14 protein-coding genes are annotated in these 17,059 nt (G+C 66.2%); 10 read left to right on the top strand and 4 right to left on the bottom strand.

Features of this window, described 5'->3' with window-relative positions; translation table 11 throughout:
* Positions 1-63: 63 nt before the first annotated feature.
* On the bottom strand, positions 64-228 hold the full coding sequence (locus LJ725_RS26990; protein WP_230554060.1) for a hypothetical protein: 165 nt from the start codon (positions 226-228) through the stop codon (positions 64-66).
* A 42-nt stretch (positions 229-270) separates the two neighbouring features.
* Positions 271-1,395 carry a ferritin-like domain-containing protein gene (locus LJ725_RS26985; protein ID WP_230554059.1) on the bottom strand — a complete coding sequence of 375 codons (1,125 nt, stop codon included), beginning with the start codon at positions 1,393-1,395 and terminating at the stop codon, positions 271-273.
* A 140-nt stretch (positions 1,396-1,535) separates the two neighbouring features.
* Here LJ725_RS26985 and purC point away from each other — a divergent pair, with 140 nt between their 5' ends.
* From purC to LJ725_RS26950, 7 genes are all read left to right on the top strand, one after another.
* The gene (gene purC / locus LJ725_RS26980; protein ID WP_068189890.1) at positions 1,536-2,300 is read left to right on the top strand and encodes a phosphoribosylaminoimidazolesuccinocarboxamide synthase; all 765 of its coding nucleotides are present in this window, start codon (positions 1,536-1,538) and stop codon (positions 2,298-2,300) included.
* A gap of 10 nt (positions 2,301-2,310) precedes the next feature.
* Positions 2,311-2,553 (top strand): phosphoribosylformylglycinamidine synthase subunit PurS, encoded by a 243-nt coding sequence (gene purS, locus LJ725_RS26975; RefSeq protein ID WP_230554058.1) that lies wholly within the window; start codon positions 2,311-2,313, stop codon positions 2,551-2,553.
* Between the two features lie 148 nt (positions 2,554-2,701).
* Positions 2,702-3,391, top strand: a complete 690-nt coding sequence (gene purQ / locus LJ725_RS26970) for a phosphoribosylformylglycinamidine synthase subunit PurQ (protein ID WP_230554057.1) — start codon at positions 2,702-2,704, stop codon at positions 3,389-3,391.
* 46 nt (positions 3,392-3,437) lie between these two features.
* Positions 3,438-5,684 (top strand): phosphoribosylformylglycinamidine synthase subunit PurL, encoded by a 2,247-nt coding sequence (purL, locus tag LJ725_RS26965; protein ID WP_230554087.1) that lies wholly within the window; start codon positions 3,438-3,440, stop codon positions 5,682-5,684.
* An 11-nt stretch (positions 5,685-5,695) separates the two neighbouring features.
* Positions 5,696-5,932, top strand: coding sequence for a BolA/IbaG family iron-sulfur metabolism protein (locus LJ725_RS26960; protein WP_216961108.1), 237 nt, complete (start codon positions 5,696-5,698; stop codon positions 5,930-5,932).
* Between the two features lie 54 nt (positions 5,933-5,986).
* Entirely contained in the window at positions 5,987-6,328 is a 342-nt protein-coding gene (gene grxD / locus LJ725_RS26955) for a Grx4 family monothiol glutaredoxin (RefSeq protein ID WP_230554056.1), read from the top strand.
* 325 nt (positions 6,329-6,653) lie between these two features.
* Positions 6,654-10,124, top strand: a complete 3,471-nt coding sequence (locus LJ725_RS26950) for a Calx-beta domain-containing protein (RefSeq protein ID WP_230554055.1) — start codon at positions 6,654-6,656, stop codon at positions 10,122-10,124.
* A 42-nt stretch (positions 10,125-10,166) separates the two neighbouring features.
* Here LJ725_RS26950 and LJ725_RS26945 read toward each other — a convergent pair whose 3' ends face one another.
* Positions 10,167-10,925, bottom strand: coding sequence for a DODA-type extradiol aromatic ring-opening family dioxygenase (locus LJ725_RS26945; RefSeq protein WP_230554054.1), 759 nt, complete (start codon positions 10,923-10,925; stop codon positions 10,167-10,169).
* Positions 10,926-11,001: 76 nt separating this feature from the next.
* Here LJ725_RS26945 and LJ725_RS26940 point away from each other — a divergent pair, with 76 nt between their 5' ends.
* Positions 11,002-12,576 carry an ABC transporter substrate-binding protein gene (locus LJ725_RS26940; protein ID WP_230554053.1) on the top strand — a complete coding sequence of 525 codons (1,575 nt, stop codon included), beginning with the start codon at positions 11,002-11,004 and terminating at the stop codon, positions 12,574-12,576.
* Between the two features lie 179 nt (positions 12,577-12,755).
* Positions 12,756-14,336 carry an ABC transporter substrate-binding protein gene (locus tag LJ725_RS26935; protein WP_230554052.1) on the top strand — a complete coding sequence of 527 codons (1,581 nt, stop codon included), beginning with the start codon at positions 12,756-12,758 and terminating at the stop codon, positions 14,334-14,336.
* 37 nt (positions 14,337-14,373) lie between these two features.
* Here LJ725_RS26935 and LJ725_RS26930 read toward each other — a convergent pair whose 3' ends face one another.
* Entirely contained in the window at positions 14,374-15,282 is a 909-nt protein-coding gene (locus LJ725_RS26930) for a LysR family transcriptional regulator (protein ID WP_230554051.1), read from the bottom strand.
* 101 nt (positions 15,283-15,383) lie between these two features.
* Between LJ725_RS26930 and LJ725_RS26925 the strand changes: the two genes are divergently transcribed.
* The gene (locus LJ725_RS26925) at positions 15,384-17,039 is read left to right on the top strand and encodes a rhodanese-like domain-containing protein (RefSeq protein ID WP_230554050.1); all 1,656 of its coding nucleotides are present in this window, start codon (positions 15,384-15,386) and stop codon (positions 17,037-17,039) included.
* The last annotated feature ends 20 nt before the right edge of the window (positions 17,040-17,059 follow it).

Genomic DNA, 17,059 nt, shown 5'->3' with positions numbered 1-17,059 from the left:
AATCCGGCACCGTCGAAAGCGATCATGCCTGGTGCATCGCGCTCTTGGTGCTGCTGCCCTGACCTACTCCCGTACCCGCGCGGGAGAGGCTGCAGGGGGCGAGCGCTGCTTCGCAATCTCCCGGGCCCTGGCATCGGGTTCCGGTGGCAGCATCCCGTCGGCTTCTGCTTCGCGGGCGTCGCCTTCCTCTCCGCAAAGCTGGTCGTCGAGATCGACGACGAGCATCATGCTCGCCCCGCCTCTTCCCCTAACGGAAGAGGGATCTGGCGGTCAGCTCGCGGCGGCCTGGATGTCCTTGGAGACGATGCGCTTACGCTTGGCGTTGATCTCGCGCAGCGTGACCATCATCTCCTCGGCCACGATGTCGCCGGGGATGCCGTCGCCCTCGGCTTCGAGTTCCTTCATGTCGACCCAAACGCCGTAGAGCGGCGCGGTGCGGGAGGTGATGATGCCGGCGTGGAGCAGTGTCTTGATGAGGACGCGGAAGATGTTGGTGCTGTCCTTCAGCGACGCGCGGCGGTCCTCGTCGGTGAAGACCTCCTTCATCGCGTCGCGCACCCACTGCCAGTCCAGACCGTACTTGGCGTAGATGACCTGCTTCTGCTCGGCGTTGATCAGGTTGAACAGCAGGGTCTGGAAGATCTGGGCGGCCCAGTCCTCGACCTTCTTGTGCTCGTCCTCGCTCAGATGGCGGATGGTGCGCGAGGCCCAGATGCGGCCGAAACGATGGTGGAAGGCCTCGTCGCTCATCACCAACTGGACCAGCCGCCGCAGCACCGGATCATTGGTCTTGGCGTTCAGCGTCGCGAAGGAGCCCATGGCGATGCCTTCGATCAGCATCTGCATGCCGACGATCTTCTTGTAGACCTCCTCCGTGGTCACCAGGTCGGTGAGGACGGTGGCGATGGTCTTGCCCACCGGCAGCGGCGCCCCCCAGCGGCGGCCGATATAGCGCGTGAACCCTGCAACATGCCGGGCCTCCTCGCGGGCCTGGTTGGCGGCGTACTCCTGGGCGCCAGGGTCGAGCAGGATGTGGCACAGGCTGGCCGACAGCGAGAGAGCCCCCTGCTCGCCATGGAGCAGGTTGGAGATCGACCAGTGCATGACGTCGTTGCCCAGCCCGATCTTCTGACCCTCGTCCAGCCGGTCGGCCACCGCGCTCTTCAGCTCGACGACCGTGTCGAGCGGCATGATCGAGGTTTTTGCGATGTCGAAGGGCTGGTCGAAGTCGATGTAGGCCTTGTCGAACGGGTCCCAGAAATGGTCATGGGTGGCCGAAATGATGCCGTCGAAGGCGTCCGTGCGGCGGCCATAGCGGGGAACTTCCAGCATCGCCGGAAAATCCTCGCGTCCAACCGTGTCATAGGCCTTGTCGTACGTGATTTGCTGGGCCATGTGAGGCCTCCTGTTTCGCAACCAATATGACGACCCCGTCACCTTTTTCAATGGATTTTTCCCCAGCACCGGAGCATGGCGTTTCCGCCATATTCCGCCCGAACGGCGGGCGATCCGCATCGCCCGCGCAGGAGTGAGACATGTCCCGCCGTCGCCGCATCTACGAGGGCAAGGCCAAGACCTTGTTCGAGGGGCCCGAGCCCGGGACGATCGTCCAGTACTTCAAGGACGACGCGACCGCGTTCAACAACCAGAAGAAGGGCACGATCACCGGCAAGGGGGTGATCAACAACCGCATCTCCGAGTTCCTGATGACCAAGCTCGGCGAGATCGGCGTGCCCACCCATTTCATCCGCCGCCTGAACATGCGCGAGCAGCTCATCCGGCAGGTCGAGATCATCCCGCTCGAGGTCGTGGTCCGCAACGTCGCCGCCGGCTCCTTCGCCAAGCGCTTCGGCGTCGAGGAAGGCACCCAGCTGCCGCGCTCGATCATGGAGTTCTTCTACAAGAACGACGCGCTGGGCGATCCGATGGTCACCGAGGAGCACATCACGGCGTTCGGCTGGGCAGCGCCGCAGGACCTCGACGACATCGTGGCGCTGACGCTGCGCGTGAACGACTTCCTGTTCGGCCTGTTCCTCGGCTGCGGCATCAAGCTGATCGACTTCAAGATCGAGTTCGGCCGCCTCTACGAGGATGACATGGTCCGCATCGTGCTGGCCGACGAGATCAGCCCGGACTCGTGCCGGCTGTGGGATCTCAGGACCAACGAGAAGATGGACAAGGACCGGTTCCGCCGCGACCTCGGCAAGGTCGAGGAAGCCTACCAGGAAGTGGCGCGGCGGCTCGGCATTCTCATCGATCAGGGACCGGGCGACGTGCGCGGCCCCACCACGCTCCAGTAGCAGAGGCGACATGAAAGCCAGAGTCCACGTGACCCTCAAGAACGGCGTGCTCGACCCCCAGGGCAAGGCCATCGGACATTCGCTGAACCGGCTGGGCTTCCCCGAGGTCGGTGACGTGCGCCAGGGCAAGTTCATCGAGCTCGAACTCGCCGAGACCGACCAGGCCAAGGCCAAGGCCCGAGTCGAGGACATGTGCAAGAAGCTGCTCGCCAACACGGTGATCGAGAACTACTCGATCGAGCTGGTGGGTTGATGGCGAAGATGAACCTCATCCTGAGGAGCGCGCACCGCGCGCGTCTCGAAGGATGGGCAACGGACGCGGTGCTCGTGCCGACCCTTCGAGACGCGCTCCTGCGGAGCGCTCCTCAGGGTGAGGTCCTGACTGAAAAGGACAGGCGGATATGAAATCAGCAATCCTCGTCTTCCCCGGCTCCAACCGCGAAGGCGATGTGGCGCAGGCGCTCGAGCTGGTGACCGGCCGGCGGCCCTCGTTGGTGTGGCATGGCGACGGCGACTTCGAGAAGGTCGACCTGATCGTGGTGCCAGGCGGCTTCTCCTACGGCGACTATCTGCGCTGCGGCGCGATGGCGGCACAGTCGCCGGTGATGGCCGAGGTGAAGAAGCGTGCGGCCCAGGGCGTGCCCGTGCTGGGCATCTGCAACGGCTTCCAGATCGTGACCGAGGCCGGCCTGCTGCCGGGCACGCTGATGCGCAACTCGCACCTCAAGTTCGTCTGCGCCGACGTCCATCTCAAGGTCGAGACCAGCCAGAGCCTGTTCACCAACCGCTATCAGGCGGGCCAGGTGATCAAGGTCCCGGTCGCCCACGCCGAGGGCAACTACTTCGCCGACCCCGACACGATGAAGAAGCTCGAGGATCGCGGCCAGATCGCGTTCCGCTACTGCGCGCCCGACGGTACGGTCGACGGACGCGGCAATCCCAACGGCTCGAGCAGCAACATCGCCGGCGTGTTCAACGAGACCAAGACGGTGCTGGGCCTGATGCCCCATCCGGAGAACGCAGTGGAGCCGATGTTCGGCGGCACCGACGGCCGCGGCCTGTTCGAGGGCATGGTCGAGGCGCTTTCGTGAGGAATTCCAAGTGACGGTTGCCCAGGAAAAGAACCCGCCGGTCAAGCTGCCGAACGAGCCGGCGATCACGCCGCAGATCGTGGCCGAGCACGGCCTGGCGCCGGACGAGTACGAGCGCCTGCTGAAGATCATGGGCCGCGAGCCCACGATGGTGGAACTCGGCATCTTCTCGGCGATGTGGAGCGAGCACTGCTCCTACAAGTCGTCGAAGGTCTGGCTTAAGAAGCTGCCGACCAAGGCACCGTGGGTCATCCAGGGCCCCGGCGAGAATGCCGGCGTCATCGACATCGGCGACGGCCAGGCCGCCATCTTCAAGATGGAGAGCCACAACCACCCCTCCTACATCGAGCCCTACCAGGGCGCGGCGACCGGCGTCGGCGGCATCCTGCGCGACGTCTTCACGATGGGCGCGCGGCCGGTGGCCAACCTCAACGCGCTGCGTTTCGGCGATCCGAAGAACCCCAGGACGCGTCATCTCGTGTCGGGCGTGGTGGCCGGCATCGCAGGCTACGGCAACTGCATGGGCATTCCCACGGTCGGCGGCGAGACCAACTTCCACGCCGCCTACAACGGCAACATCCTGGTCAACGCCATGACCGTCGGCGTCGCGCCGACCGACAAGATCTTCTATGCGGCCGCCACCGGCGTCGGCAATCCCATGGTCTATGTCGGCTCCAAGACCGGCCGCGACGGCATCCACGGCGCCACCATGTCCTCGACCGAATTCAACGAGGACAGCGAGAGCAAGCGGCCCACCGTTCAGGTCGGCGATCCCTTCGTCGAGAAGCTGCTGCTGGAAGCCTGCCTCGAACTGATGGCGACCGACGCCATCATCGCCATCCAGGACATGGGCGCGGCCGGCCTCACCTCCTCCTCGTTCGAGATGGCGGCCAAGGGCGGCCTCGGCCTCGTCATGGAACTCGACAAAGTGCCGATGCGCGAGACCGGCATGAACCCTTACGAGCTGATGCTGTCGGAAAGCCAGGAGCGCATGCTCATGGTGCTGAAGCCCGGCCGCGAGGACGAGGCGCGCAAGATCTTCGAGAAGTGGGAACTCGACTTCGCGGTGATCGGCCATCTCACCGACACCGAGCGGATGGTGCTGACCTGGCACGGCGACGTGGTGGGCAACATCCCGATCCCGCCGCTGGTCACCGAGGCGCCGATGTACGAGCGCCCGTGGACGCTGACGCCGCTGCCGGCCGAACTCGATGCGGCCAAGGTGCCGGCCCCCGGCAACTCACCGGCCGACTGGCAGGCCTCGCTGGTCGCGCTGATGAGCAGCCCCGATCTCGCGAGCAAGGCGTGGATCTGGCACCAGTACGACCATCTGATCATGGGCAATACCGCGATCCGCCCGCAGGGCGGCGACGCGGCGCTGGTGCGTGTGCCCGGCGCCTCGAAGGCGGCCGGGCACAAGGGTGCGGGCCACAAGGGTCTCGCCATGACGTCGGACTGCACGCCGCGCTACGTGCAGGCCCATCCCGAGACCGGCGGCCGCCAGGCCGTGGCCGAGGCATGGCGCAACATCACCGCGGTCGGCGCGCGCCCGCTCGCCGTCACCGACAACATGAACTTCGGCAACCCGCAGAAGCCCGAGATCATGGGCCAGTTCGCCGGAGCCATCATGGGCATGGCCGAGGCCTGCACCGCGCTCGACTTCCCGGTCGTGTCGGGCAACGTCTCGCTCTACAACGAGACCGAAGGCCGGCCGATCCTGCCGACGCCGACCATCGGCGCCGTGGGCGTGATCGACGACATCGCCACCTCCGTCGGGTCGCGGCTGGTCAAGGCGGGCCTCGCGCTCGTGCTGATCGGCGACACCAGGGGCTGGCTCGGCCAGTCGATCTACCTGCGCGAGCTGCACGGCCGCGAGGAAGGCGCGCCGCCGCCGGTCGATCTCGCCGTGGAGCGCCGCAACGGCGACTTCGTGCGCGACCAGATCGTCGGCCGCAAGGTCGAGGCCTGCCACGACCTGTCGGACGGCGGCCTGCTGGTCGCGCTGGCCGAGATGTGCCTTTCGGGCAGCACCGGCGCCTCGATCCGGCTGCCGGCCGGCGCTCCCGCCCCGCACGCCTTCCTCTACGGCGAGGACCAGGGCCGCTACCTGATCGCGACCGATGATGGCGGCGCCCTCGTCGAGGCCGCGACCAGGGCCGGCGTCCCGGCCGTCCTGCTGGGCTATTCCGGCGGGCCGGACATCGCGGTCGAAGGGTTGCTCAGCGTTCCGCTGCAGGAGCTGCGCGACGCCCATGAAGCCTGGCTGCCGGGCTATATGAACAGCGCCGCCTAGGGAGTACCGCCATGCCGATGCACGCCGACGACATCGTCCGCCTGATCAAGGAGGGCATCCCCGACGCCGAGGTCGAGATCCAGGACCTGGCTGGCGACGGAGACCACTATGCCGCTACGGTCATTTCCGCCTCGTTCGCCGGCAAATCCAAGATCCAGCAGCACCAGGCGGTCTATGGCGCCCTGGGCGGCCGCATGGGCGGGGTCCTGCACGCGCTCAAGCTGACCACCATGGCGCAGAGGCCCTGAACGCCCTATATTCGGGCAACCCCGCGCCCCGTCGGCGCTTCACGGAGATCGATCATGAGCGAACCCCAGGTGTTCGAGCGCATCCGCGACGAGATCGGCAAGAACGACGTTCTGCTGTTCATGAAGGGAACGCCCGTGTTCCCGCAGTGCGGCTTCTCGGCCGCGGTGGTCGACGTTCTGAGCCAGCTCGGCGTCAAGTTCCACGGCGTCAACATCCTCGTCGATCCGGAACTGCGCCAGGGCATCAAGGAATTCAGCCAGTGGCCGACCATTCCCCAGCTCTACGTGAAGGGTGAGTTCATCGGCGGCTGCGACATCGTCCGCGAGATGTTCGAAACCGGCGAACTCGAACAGGTCTTCAAGGAAAAGGGCGTGGCGCTGGCGGAAGCCGCCTGACGCCGTCCCCGGACGGGCGCCGTGCTTCGCGACGCGAAGCGCGAGCCCCCGCCGCCAAGCAAGGATCGACGAAACCGCGGGCTCGTACCCCGCGGTTTTTCTTTGGGGTCCGGTTGCTGAAATCGGCCGCCGCGCGCCGGCAGTCCCCTCGCCGGATCGCGCCGTCGCGATGTCTTCGCTCGTTGATGCTCGCAGGTCGGCTGGTGTGATCAATCCGTGATCGGCATCGCCGCCTGCGACGCGTGCGATATCGAACGATTATGGTCTGGGTACGGGCCGTGCACGTTGGCGGCACCGACCTTTGAGTCGAAGTTGGGGGCGCGTCATGTCGAACGGCACTTTCACCGAGTTTCTGGACGCGCTGCGGGCATTCGAATCGGGTGTCGACTACGACCGCTATGTTTCGGGACAGATCACCGAATGGCAGATCCGAAGCTGGGTGGGCGACGCCAACTGGAACGCCTACCAGGCCGGCCAGCTCTCCTGGCGCGACATGCAGTACACCTCCGTGAATGCGCTCGGCTTCGTCGGCTATCAGTTCGGCGAGCCGCTGCTGATCGACCTCGGTTACTACCAGGGCAACACCGGCAACCTGTGGACCGGCCAGTTCACCGGCAAGAACGGCGTCGACAGCCTGGCCACCCTCAAGACCGACCTCCAGGAATCCATCATCCTCGACGCCTTCGGCTACAACCTCGACGTGATCGAGAGCGGGCTCGAGGCCAAAGGCACCAGCCTTGACGCGCTGATCGGCAGCCAGCGCACCTATGTGGACACCAGCGGGCAGAGCGTCACCGTCACGCTGACCCTCACCGGCATCCTGGCCGCCGCCCATCTGCGCGGCGCCTGGGGCACGCTGGATCTGCTCAACAACGGCAGCGCCTCGGCCGACGAGTACGGCACCTCGATCCTCAAATACATCCAGCAGTTCGGCGCCTACGACGCGCCGGGCTACTCCACCCTGATCGCCGCCCACGAGACCGGCAAGACGCTCGCCTTCGCCGAGGAGCTCTGGAGCGACGACTTCAACGGCGACGGCACCGTCTCCGACTATTCGGGCTGGGACGGCACGCAGTCGGATGGCGGTTCCACGGGGGGCGGAGGCACCGGAGACGGCGGCGCGCCGGGGGGCGATGGCACGGTCACCGTCACCACCATCGGCTGGATGTGGGGCACCAACACGGTCCTCGCCTTCGACCCCGGCCTCGACGTCCTCGATTTCGGCTGGTTCCAGAAGGACAATTTCTCGATCGCCGAAGTGGGCGGCTCGGTGGTCATCACCATCACCGGCAACAACCAGACCTACCGGCTCGACGGCGTGACGCTCGCCGAACTGAGCCTCGCCAACATCCGCGCCAAGGACGCGGGCGCGATCCAGAAATGGGACGCGGCCCTCGACACCGCGGGGCCCGCGCTACCCAGCCTGTCCCTCGCCGACGTATCGGTGCAGGAGGGGAACTCCGGCACCAGGCTGATGACCTTCACCGTCCTTCTATCGACGGCGGTGAGCGGCCCGGTGACGGTCGCCTACGCCACCGCCGACGGCACCGCCACGGCCGGCAGCGACTATGTCGCAGCCAGCGGCAGCCTCGTCTTCGCGGCTGGAGAAACGTCCAAGACCATCCAGGTGACGGTCAACGGCGACACGGTGACCGAAGGCAACGAGGCCTTCACCATCCGCCTGACCAATGCCGCCGGCGCGACCATTGCCGACGGTTCGGCGACCGGCACCCTCGCCAACGACGATGCGGCCGCCACCCTGCCGGCACTCTCCGTGAGCGACGTGTCGATGCGCGAGGGGAATTCGGGCGCCACCGAACTGATGTTCGTCGTCACGCTCGACAAGGCCGCGACCGCTCCCGTGACGGTGAGCTATGCCACCGCCAACGGCACCGCGAACGCAGGATCCGATTATGCAGCGCTCTCCGGAACACTGACCTTCGCGGCCGGCGAAACCTCGAAGATGGTGCATGTGGCCGTCAACGGCGACACCGCGCCCGAGGCGAGCGAGACCTTTTCGCTCACCCTTTCCAATGCCACCGGCGCGACCATCGCCGACGCCACGGCGGCGGGCCAGATCACCGACGACGACACGATGCAGGATCCGGGTACGGGCACGGGCAGGACCTATCTCGTCAATTCCGTCAGCGGCGCCGATATCGTCGGCTTCGATCCGGCGCTGGACAGGATCGATCTCGGCAATGCCAACATCCATTCCTTCATCGTCATCGACACGCCCCAGGGCTTCGGCTTCTTGAGCCCGTGGAGTGGCGAGACGGTGATCGTGCAGGGCGTGCGCCTCGCCGACCTGTCGGTCGAGAACTTCACGTTCATCGACAACAACCATCTGCGGGAAGCGCTGAGCGGCGCGCTCGCCTGGGAGAACGGACCGGTGCTCGCCGCCGACACCGTCTACATGCGCTCCCATGAAGTCGGGCAGGTGGACCGGGTGACGTTCGATCCTGCGGCCGACGTGGTGAGCTTCAAGTTCTACGGCAGCCGCGAAAACATCACGATGACCGAGGGCAGCGAAGGCGTGGTCATCGCCGATCTCAGCACCGGCCAGAAGCTCATCCTGCTCGGCGTCACGCGGGCCGAACTTTCGGCGAGCAATTTCGAGTTCACCTTCACACAGGTCCGCGAGGACGACGTGTCCGGCAAGATCGGCGTGGGGCAGGTCTCGAATGCCCAGATCCTCGACTTCAATCTGCCGATCGCCGGCGGCGGCTCGGTGGCGGGAGCGTCCGGCGCGACCGATGGCGTGACCGGAAGCGACGGCGGTGCGTTGCCCGCGCTTTCCATCGCCGATCTCTCGGTGACGGAAGGCAATGGCGGACATTCCCACTTCATGTTCGAGGTGATGCTCGATCGGGCGGCCGACGGCCCGGTGACGGTGGCCTATTCCACCGCCAACGGCACCGCCACGGCCGGCGCGGACTATATGGCCGCGAGCGGCACCGTCACTTTCGCCGCCGGCGAGACCTCGAAGATGGTCCACGTGGACATCGCGGGCGACGTGCTCGCCGAGGGCAACGAGACCTTTACCGTCAATCTCTCCGCGCCCACCGGCGCCACGATCGCCGACGGCACCGCCATCGGGACCATCCTCGACGACGACGACACCCCGCTCCTGCCGGCCCTCTCGATCGCCGACCTCGCGGTCGTCGAGGGCAATGGTGAGCACGCCCACTTCATGTTCACCGTGACGCTCGACAAGGCCGCCACGGGGGCGGTGACGGTGGCCTATATGACCGCGAACGGCACGGCGACGGCGGGCTCGGACTATGCGGCCACCAGCGGCAGCCTCACCTTCGCGGCGGGCGAAACATCGAAGACCGTGCATGTCGAGATCGGCGGCGACACCGCGTTCGAGGCGAACGAGACCTTCACGGTCGCACTCTCCAATGCCAGCGGCGCCACCATCGCCGATGCGACCGCGGTCGGCACCATCGTCAACGACGATCCGGCGCCGGACCAGGGCCATGTCGGCAACGGCCAGGCCGACACGTTCGCAATCACCTGGGCCTGGGGCACCAACAAGGCGATCGACTTCGACACCGCGCTCGACACGCTCGACTTCAGCTGGATGGCCCGGGACCATTTCTCCATCGCCGAAGCCAACGGCTCGACCGTCATCACCATCGAGGGAAACAACCAGAGCTACACGCTGACCGGCGTCTCCCTCGCGGAACTCTCCCTGGCCAATATCGTCGCCAAGGATGCCAGCGCCGTCGCGGAGTGGACCGCTGCCCTCACCGCCGCGCATGCAATGCACGAATACGACCTCATGATTTGAGGCTGGCCCACCGGAACATGCCGCCGTGGCGCATGAACGCCCCTAGCCGAAGGCGTACGCGGCCATCGAGAGGTTTCCCAGCGTGAAGCTGCGATGCAGCGCCCTTCCCTTCGCTCCGGGGCCGGCAGCGCCGTAGGCCACGTGCAGCGGCAGGAAGTGCTCGTCGGTCGGATGCGCCTCGCGCGCGTAAGGCGCGCGGGCGCGGTAATCGGCGAGGCCCTCCTCGTCGCCCTTCTCCACCGCATCGGCCAGCCAGTCGTCGAAGGCCTGCGCCCAGGGCTCGGGCTCCGACGGTCCGGCGCCGCGAACCAGCGCCCGAAGATTGTGGATGGCGCTGCCGCTGCCCATCACCAGCACACCCTCCTCGCGCAGCGATGCAAGCTTTCGGCCGAGCGCGATGTGGTGCGCCGGGCCAAGGTCCGGCTGGACCGACAGCTGGAAGATCGGGATGTCGGCCTCGGGCCAAGCCAGCATCGCCGGCACCCAGGCGCCATGGTCGAGACCGCGATGATGATCGTGCGCGGCCCCTGTGAGCTTTGCCACCTTTTCCGCCAGCTGCGGCGCTCCCGGCGCGGCGTAGCGCAGTTGGTAGAGCGGCTCGGGAAATCCGTAGAAGTCGTGGATCGTGTCGGGCCTGCGGACGACCGAGACAGCCGGCAGGTCGGTATCCCAGTGCGCCGATACCGCCACGATGCCGGTCGGGCGCGGAATTTGCTGACCCAGACTCGCCAGGAAGGCGCGCGCGGGTGCGTCGCTCATGATGAGCGTCGGCGCGCCGTGGGAAACGAAAATCGTCGGCATCGACATTGCTTGTTCCTCGTCGGCTCGCGGCAGCCTGCGTGAGTATTGGTGTTGCAAAGGGGGTAAAGAGTAAATCATGCACGTTATGCGGAGATTGCGACAGATCGCGGCCTGTCTGGCCTTGTCGACGGCGGCAGGGGCGGTGGCGGGCCCGACCTCGGCGCAGACCCTGAAGATGGTCGCCCATTCCGATTTGAAGGTCCTGGATCCGGTCTGGACGAGCGCTTTCATCACCCGGAACCACGGCTACATGATCTACGACACGCTGTTCGCCCAGGATGCCGACCTGCGCATCCAGCCACAGATGGTCGACAAGTACGAGGCCTCGGCCGACAAGCTGACGTGGACCTTCACCCTGCGCGACGGCCTGGCATGGCATGACGGCCAGCCGGTCACCGCCGAGGACTGCATCGCCTCGATCAAGCGCTGGGCCGTCCGAGACCCGATCGGCCAGCAGATGACGGCCGCCCTCGCAACGATCAACGCCGTCGATGCCAAGACCTTCCAGATCGTGCTCAAGGAACCGTTCGGCCTCGTCCTCGAGGCGCTGGGCAAGCCCTCTACGTTCATGATGCCCAAGAAAGTCGCCGAAACCGACGCGTTCAAGCAGATCGACGACTACACCGGCTCCGGCCCCTTCATCTTCAAGAAGGACGAATGGAAGCCCGGCGAGAAGGTCGTCTACGTCAAGAACACCAAGTATAAGCCGCGCGCCGAGCCGCCCTCGATGCTGGCCGGCGGCAAGGTGGTGAAGGTCGACCGCGTCGAATGGCTGGCGATTTCCGACCCGAGCACGGCGGTCAATGCCCTGGTCCAGGGCGAGATCGACCTGATCGAACTTCCCGTGCCCGATCTCTTCCCGCTGCTGAAGGCCGACAAGAACGTCGAGCTCTACGGCTGGAACGCGCAGGGCAGCCAGATCATCATGCGCTTCAACCACCTCCAGCCGCCCTTCAACAACCTGAAGGCGCGGCAGGCGGCGATGTATGCGATCGCCCAGGAGGACTTCCTGCGCGCCCAGATCGGCGACCCCGACATCTACCGGGTCTGCAATGCGCCGCTGGTCTGCGGCTCGCCTTACGAGAAGAGCTACGGCAACCTGCTGATCAAGCCCGATCTCGAGAAGGCGCGGCAGCTCCTGAAGGAAAGCGGTTATGACGGCACGCCGATCGTCATGATGCACGCGACCGACCTGCTCTCCGCCAACCAGCTTCCCGCGGTCGGCAAGCAAGCGCTCGAGAAGGTGGGCTTCAAGGTCGACCTGCAGTCCATGGACTGGCAGACGGTCGTGACCCGCCGCGCCAAGAAGGATCCGCCGGCGCAGGGCGGCTGGAACATCTTCTACACGACCACCGTCACGGTCGGCGCCGAGAGCCCGGCGGGCAATTCCTTCACCAGCGGCGGCTGCGAGAAGGCCTGGTTCGGCTGGCCCTGCGATCCGGAGATGGAGAAGCTCCGTTCCTCCTACGCGAAGGAGAACGATCCGGCCAAGCGCAAGGAGATCGCCCTGGCCGTCTCAGATCGCGTCATGGACCAGGGCACCTACATCGTGCTCGGCCAGTACAAGGCGTTCGGCGCCTACCGCAAGGACCGCCTCGCCGGCTGGCTGCCCGGCCCCGTGCCGGTGATGTGGAACATCACCAAGAAATAGCAGCATCACGCCGACAGAGTCGATTGGGGGACCTTCGCCGGACAGGCGAAGGTCCTCTTCACTTTCGTGGGGGACGGGTTCAGGCCACGAAGCCGTCGGCATCGACATCGCTTTATTCCTCGTCCGGCTCGTGGCAGCCTGTGTGAAGTCTGGGAAAAAACAAAGGGAAGCACAAAACCATGCACGTCATGCGGAGACTGGGACAACTGGCGGCCTGTCTGGCCCTGTCGACGGCGGCCGCCACTGCGGCGCCGGCGTCGGCCCAGACACTGAAGATGGTCGCCCATTCCGACCTGAAGGTGCTGGATCCGATCTGGACGACGGCCTTCATCACCCGGAACCACGGCTACATGATCTACGATACGCTGTTCGCCAAGGACGCCGAACTGCGCATCCGGCCGCAGATGGTCGACAAGTACGAGGTCTCGGACGACAAGCTCACCTGGACCTTTACCCTGCGCGAGGGGCTGGAGTGGCACGACGGCCAGCCGGTGACGGCGGAGGACTGCGTCGCCTCGATCAAGCGCTGGGGCGCCCGCGATTCGCTCGGCCAGCAGATGATGGCGGCGACCGGCAGCCTGAAGGTCGTCGACGCCAAGACCTTCCAGATCGTGCTGAAAGAGCCTTTCGGCCTCGTCATCGAGGCGCTGGGCAAGCCGTCTTCCACGGTACCCTTCATGATGCCCAAGCGGGTCGCCGAAACCGACCCGTTCAAGCAGATCGACGACTATACCGGCTCGGGCCCCTTCATCTTCAAGAAGGACGAGTGGAAGCCCGGCGAGAAGGTCGTCTACACCAAGAACACCAAGTACAAGCCGCGCGCCGAGCCGCCCTCGATGCTGGCCGGCGGCAAGGTGGCGAAGATCGACCGTGTCGAATGGCAGGCGATCTCCGACCCGAGCACGGCGGTCAACGCGCTCGTCCAGGGTGAGATCGACCTGATCGAAATCCCGGTGCCCGATCTCTTTCCGCTGCTGAAGGCCGACAAGAACGTCTCGCTCTACGGCTGGAACGCGCAGGGCAGTCAGATCATCATGCGCTTCAACCACCTGCACCCGCCGTTCAACAACGTGAAGGCGCGGCAGGCGGCGATGTATGCGATCGCCCAGGAGGACTTTCTTCGAGCCCAGGTGGGCGACCCCGAGATCTACCGGGTCTGCAACGCGCCGCTGGTCTGCGGCTCGCCCTATGAGAAGAGCTACGGCAACCTCCTGATCAAGCCCGACTTGGAGAAGGCGCGCCAGCTCCTGAAGGAGAGCGGCTACGACGGCACCCCGATCGTCATGATGCAGGCGACCGACCTCCTCTCCTCCAACCAGCTTCCGCCGGTCGGCAAGCAGGCGCTGGAGAAGGTGGGCTTCAAGGTCGATCTGCAGGCGATGGACTGGCAGACCGTCGTGACTCGCCGCGCCAAGAAGGATCCGCCGGCGCAGGGCGGCTGGAACATCTTCTACACGACGACCGTCACGGTCGATGCCGACAATCCCGCAGGCAACGCCTTCACAAGCGGCGGCTGCGACAAGGCCTGGTTCGGCTGGCCGTGCGATCCCGAGATGGAGAAGCTGCGCTCGTCCTACGCCAAGGAAAGCGATCCGGCGAAGCAGAAGGAGATCGCCATGGCCGTATCCGACCGCGTGATGGACCAGGCCACGTACATCGTGCTCGGGCAGTACAAGGCGTTCGGCGCCTACCGCAAGGACCGCATCAGCGGCTGGCTGCCCGGCCCCGTGCCGGTGATGTGGAACATCACCAAGAAGTAGAGCCGACGGCGCCCCTTCCCCGCGGAAGGGGCGCCCTTCAGCCGTTGAAACCCGGAAACACGGCCGCCGCTTCGCGAGCGATGGCAGCGAACGCCAGCGCGGCCGGCGACAGCGTGAACTGAGAGCGCGTGAGCAGGCCGATGTCGCGCCAGGCACGCGGCTGCTCGACGACGCGCGCCACCGCTCCCCCCAGATCCATGCTGCGCAGCGCCAGGCTCGGCAGCACGGCGTAGCCCAGGCCTGCGCGCACCAGGCCGACGGCAGTGGTGAGGGAGTCCATGACATAGGTCGGCTCGATGTCGATACCGGCCGCGGCCGCCGCCCGATCGGCATGCACACGCACGCTCGACTGGTTGGTCACGAGGATGGAGTTGAAGCGGGCCAGCGCCTTCCAGGTAACCGTCGGGCGCCCGGCGAGCGGATGCCGGGCATGCAGCAGCGCCACCAGGCAATCGCGCATCAGCGGCTCGAAGGCCAGATGTTCGTCGGGTCGCAGCAGCAGGCCGAGCCCGATCTCGGCCTGGCCGCTGCGCACGTGCTCGGCGAACGCCACGGCCTGCGCCTCATGGAACACGAGCTTGATGCCGGGATGGACCTCGGCGAACCGCGACAGCGTGGGCGGCAGCAGGCTGCAGCCGACCGAGGGCACGAAGGCGAGACTGAGCGTTCCCTGGCGCGCGTCGCGGAAGTCCTCGGCGCGGCGACGGGTCTCGTCCAGCTGCTGGAGCGTGCGCTGGGCGCTCTGCAGGATCTCGCGGCCCGCCTCGGTGAGTTCGACCCGCCGTGTGGTGCGCCGGAACAGCGACATGCCCACTTCCGCCTCCAGTTGGCGGATCAGCAGAGAGTAGCCGGGCTGGGTCATGCCCATACGGTTGGCCGCCTCCGAGAAGGAGGAGAATTGTGCCCCGAGGGTGAAGGCCCGCAGTTGCCGGATCGTCAAATTCATACCGATTCCAAATCAGTTTATACTTTCTTTATATTTTCCTTATCCATCGGCCGCGATCAGGATTCTTGCGACCTCCTTCCTCAACGATGGCGTGCCGCCCGATGAAAACCGACAAGGATCACCAGAAGACTGCCTCGCCCTGGCCGCGGATCGATGCCGCCCGCGTCCATGCGCTTCTGGGCGAAAGCGCGGAGTTCGCCTTTCTCGACGTGCGCGAGGAAGGCCTGTTCAACACCGGCCATCCGCTGACGATCGTGTCGGCGCCGTTCAGCCACCTGGAGACGCGGATGGCGGCCCTCGTGCCGCGCCGCGCCACCCGCATCATCCTGATGGACCAGCAGGACGACGGGCTGGCCGAGCGCGCAGCCCGGCGGCTCTCGGGCTGGGGCTACACCGACATCTCGATCATGATGGACGGCCTGGAAGGCTGGCGAGCCGCCGGGCTCGAAGTGTTCGCGGGTATCTACGTGCCGAGCAAGGCGTTCGGCGAGTTCGTCGAGCATCGCTACGACACGCCGGCCATCGATGCCCAGGAACTGCGCCGCTGGATGGAACAGGGCAAGGACATGATCATCCTCGACAGCCGGCCCTATACCGAGTTCCACAATTACAGCCTGCCGGGCGGCATCGACTGCCCCGGCGCCGAGCTGGTGCACCGCGTCTTCGACCTGATCGAGCGCGAGGAGACCACCATCGTAGTGAACTGCGCGGGCCGCACCCGCGGCATCATCGGCGCGCAGTCCTTGATCAATGCCGGCATCAAGAACCCGGTGGTCTGCGTGCGCAATGGCACGGCGGGCTGGCACCTGGCCGGCGAGACCATGGCGCGCGGCAGCCGAACCGTGGCGCCGCCCCCGTCGCCAAAGGGCCTGGCGGCTGCCATCGACGCCGCGATGCGCGTGTCGCAGCGCTTCGGCGTGCGCGAGATCGACGCCAAGGGCCTGCGTGCGCTGCAGGCCGACGCGTCGCGCTCGCTCTACTTCTTCGACGTGCGCACGCCCGAGGAATACGAGGCCGGACACATCAAGGGCGCACGCAGCGCGCCCGGCGGCCAGTTGATCCAGTCGACCGATCACTACGTCGCCACCCGCAACTCGCGCATCGTGCTGTGCGACGACAACGGCGTACGGGCGCGCATGACGGCGTCGTGGCTGATCCAGCTCGGCTGGACCGAGGTGTTCGTGCTGACCGGTGGCCTCGTCGCCTGCGGCGCCGCGTTGGACAAGGGCCCCGAGTCGGTCGAGCTGCTGCCGATGGAAGCCGCCGACGGCGTCGAGCGGATCAACGTCCTGGACCTCCATCGCCTGCTCGCCTCTGGCGATGCCGTGGTGGTCGACCTCGCCAACAGCCTGAAGTTCCGCGTTCGCCACATTCCGGGTGCCTGGTTTGCGGTGCGCTCGCGGCTGCACGACGGCCTCGCGCAGGTTGTGGCCGGCGCGCCCCGGGCCAAGCGGATAGTGTTGACCTCGGACGATGGCGCGTTCGCAGCCCTTGCCGCGGCCGATGCCGTGGCCGCCTCGAGCTTGCCGGTGTCGATCCTCGACGGCGGCACTGCCACCTGGGCCGCTGCCGGCCTCCCGCTTGCCAGCGGGCTGGAGAACATGACCTCGGCGACTGACGATGTCTGGTACAGCCCTTACGACTATGACGATCTCGCCAAGTCGATGACGGCCTATCTCACTTGGGAGATCGACCTCATCCAGCAGCTCGAAAAGGACCAAAGCCTGCAATTCCGCTACTTCGCGCCGTCGGCCTGAGCCCACGCGCCGTGAAAAGG

The sequence above is a fragment of the Reyranella aquatilis genome (genome assembly GCF_020880995.1).
In the GTDB taxonomy this organism is placed as follows: Bacteria; Pseudomonadota; Alphaproteobacteria; order Reyranellales; family Reyranellaceae; genus Reyranella; species Reyranella aquatilis.
This window is presented reverse-complemented; position numbering and strand designations above follow the sequence as displayed.